Here is a 3008-nt window from a genome sequence, read left to right as displayed (position 1 = left end):
GGCCGTGCGCCACCCGGAGAACTCCACCGTGCCGGCCGTGCCGCCCGCCGCCGACATGCCCGGCCCGGCGTCCTGCCGTCCGGCCGCGCCCGGCACCCGCACCGCCGCCACCGTCCGCCAGCTCGCGCCGCCGTCGTCGGACAGCTCACCGGTGTACTCGGCGCCCGCGCGGCGCAGCCGCAGCAGCACCGGGGCCTTCACCCCGGTGATCCGGCGGTAGGAGTCCAGCGTGCCGTCGCCGTCCGAGTCGTACGACAGCACCACCCCGTTGGCCGGGGTCACCGACAGGCTGACGAAGCCCGGCGAGCTGGCCCGCGACAGATCGTTGCGGACGAGGATCCCCGCCCTCGCCCACGGCCCGGTCTCCGCCTGGGAGTCGACCCGCAGCGTCACCGAGCCCCGCTCGGCGAGCCCGCCCGGCCGGTACACCGCGCCGAACTCCGCGGTGCCCTTCCACAGGTCCGCGCCCCCGCCGCGCACGGCGTACCGCTCGCCGAGCCGGCCGAAGACCGCCCCGTTGGTGGAGACCGTGCGCAGTTCCGCCGGCAGCGGCCCGGCCAGGAACAGCGAGCCGCCCAGCTCCGCGCGCACCCGGCGCCCGCCCTCGGGCCCGTACCGTGCCGTCAGGCCGTACGACAGCTCCCGCAGCGGCGCGGTCAGCGGCCGGCCGGGGGCGGTCACCCGCCAGCGGACCCGGGTCCGGCCGCCGGGCGGCACACGGTCCGCGGTGGTGGGGTCCAGCGGCACCGCCCGCAGACCGGTGGAGCCGGTGGACAGGGCGAACTCGACCGGACCCGTGGCCCGCAGCCCGTTGGTGTTGGCCAGGGAGGCGGTCAGCAGTCCCCGCCCGCCCGGCTCCAGTGTCCCCGGCTCCAGCGCGGCCTCCAGCCGCCCCTGGTAGGGCGCGCGGGCGAGGCTGTCGCGCACGCGCAGCGCGGTGGCGTACGGATCGCCCGAGGGCCGCAGCGGGTACTCCCGGCGCTCCCGCGTCCAGGGCTCCTCGACCGCGTACCAGTCGATCGGCGCGGGCTTCCGGCCCGAGGCCAGCGCGGCGTCCAGCTCGTCCAGCAGCAGCCGCCAGCGCGGCAGGTGGAAGTCGCCCGTCAGCCCGTGCCAGTCGCGGTTGGCGTAGTCGTGCAGCTTTCCGGCGTCGGCGGTGGCCCGCTCCCCCCACACCGTCAGCAAGGCCCTGGCGGTGCGCTCCAGCTCCGCCGACTCCTGCGGGGAGGCGGCCGTGCGGCGGGCGGCGTCCGTCCACGGGCCCAGCAGGAACAGCCGGTGGGTCGCAGCCAGTTCGTCGGTGAGTGTCATCAGCCGCAGCCACAGCGCCGACAGTTCCCGGAAGGCCCCCAGGTCGCCGTCCTCGTAGGCGGTGCGCAGCTGGGGCAGCAGCACCCGGCTGCGGTTGGCCAGGGCCTGCCGGGCGACGTCCACCAGGTCGTGGCGGTAGGCGTCGCCGGCGCGCAGGGCGGGGGCCGCCTCCAGCAGCCCGTCCAGGGCGGCGTCGAAGCGCGCCGGGTCGTAGGTCAGCTCGGTGGGGCCGTACTGCCCGGCCCGGGTGGCGGCGAGGTCGGGGCGGGCGGCGAAGAGGCTGTCGTGGGCGAAGCCGTAGAGCCTGGCGCGGTGCCGGTAGGCGGTGTCCTGCAGCGCGCGCCAGGCGTCCCGTGCCCGCGGGTCGGCGCCGCCGTAGCGGTACCCGGCGTACCGGGCGAACCAGCCGGGCAGGTCCACCGGGGCGTCGCGCCAGGCCAGTTCGGAGAAGAAGTCGAAGGCGGCCGGGTCGCGGTCGGCGGCCTCCGGCAGGTACGCGGTGCCCGCCAGGGCGCTGCCGGGCTTGTCGCGCCAGGTGTGGAAGCGCTCGTTCCACACCTGGGTCTTCGCCCCCAGCGTGGTGCGCCCGCCGAAGTTGGGGATCGCGCCGAAGCAGTAGGGGGTCCCGTTCCAGTCGGCCTCGCGGTCGTGGACGGTCTCGGTGCGCTCGGAGACGCCGTCGACGATGAGCATCCGGCTCCTGTCCACGGCGTCCACCAGCTCGCGCCGCGGGTTGTCCTGCCACCCCAGGATCACCCACACCGCCTCCGGATGGGCTCTGCGCAGCGCCTTCTCCACCCCGCGCGCGGCGTCGGCCACCGGCACGTCCCCGGCGTCGCCGCCCTCGTGGAGCAGGTCCATCTTGAAGTGCGACGCGCCGCCGAACAGCTCCCGCTGGTGCCGGTAGAAGGAGGCGGCGACCTCGGCGAAGACGGAGGTGCGCGGGTCGAGCCAGTGGGGCCGGGCGAAGCCGTGCCAGGTGCCCTGCGCGACGGTGCGGGCGCCGGCCACGCGCCCGGCGAAGTCCCCGGGCACCGAGCCGTAGTAGCCGGGCAGCACCGGGTGCATGCCCAGCTCCCGCAGCCGGGCGGTGATGCGGCGGCCCAGCTCCACGCGCCGCCCGATCAGCTCCGGGCTCGGCGGGCCGCCGTACCCGCTGAGGTTCTGCAGGTGCCACCAGGGCTGATGGGAGGGGGCGGGCAGCCAGCGGCGGGCCTCGGCGTCGGAATAGCCGAAGTCCTTCAGCAGCCGGTGGTAGACGGCCTCCTGCCCGGCGATGACCATCACCTGGTTGCAACCGTGCAGGGCGAGCACGTCGATCAGCCGCTCCCAGTAGGGCCAGTCGGCGTACGGGTGGGTGTAGCCGTCGTTGGTGTCGTTGAGCGCGAAGCGGTTGGGCAGTGCGGTGGAGCGCTCCAGGGGGCGCTCGGGCGCGGGCAGGGTGGCGGGCAGGTCGAGGTTGCGCCCGGCCCAGGAGATGTGCGCGGAGCAGACCTCCTTGAGGTACCAGTGGACCCCGGTGAGCAGGACGGCCGGGCTGGTGCCGGACACCTCCACCCGCCCGGCCGCGCCCGCGACCCGGAACCGTTCGGCGCCGCCCGGCGCGTCCAGCGCGGTCAGCCGGAACTGCGCGGCGTGCTCCGGCAGCAGCCGGCGCAGCGCCGCGGCGGCGGGTTCGGTGGGGAAGGGGGCCGCGG

1 protein-coding gene is annotated in these 3008 nt (G+C 76.4%); it reads right to left on the bottom strand.

What is annotated here, in order from left to right:
* A partial coding sequence (locus AC2CJA_RS25730) for an alpha-N-acetylglucosaminidase (RefSeq protein ID WP_484605070.1) occupies positions 1 to 3008 on the bottom strand: 3008 nt, incomplete at both ends.

This window comes from Streptomyces sp. ATLC9, from assembly GCF_057196705.1.
Note: the sequence above shows the minus strand (reverse complement) of the source record. Positions and strands in the feature narration are given on the sequence as shown.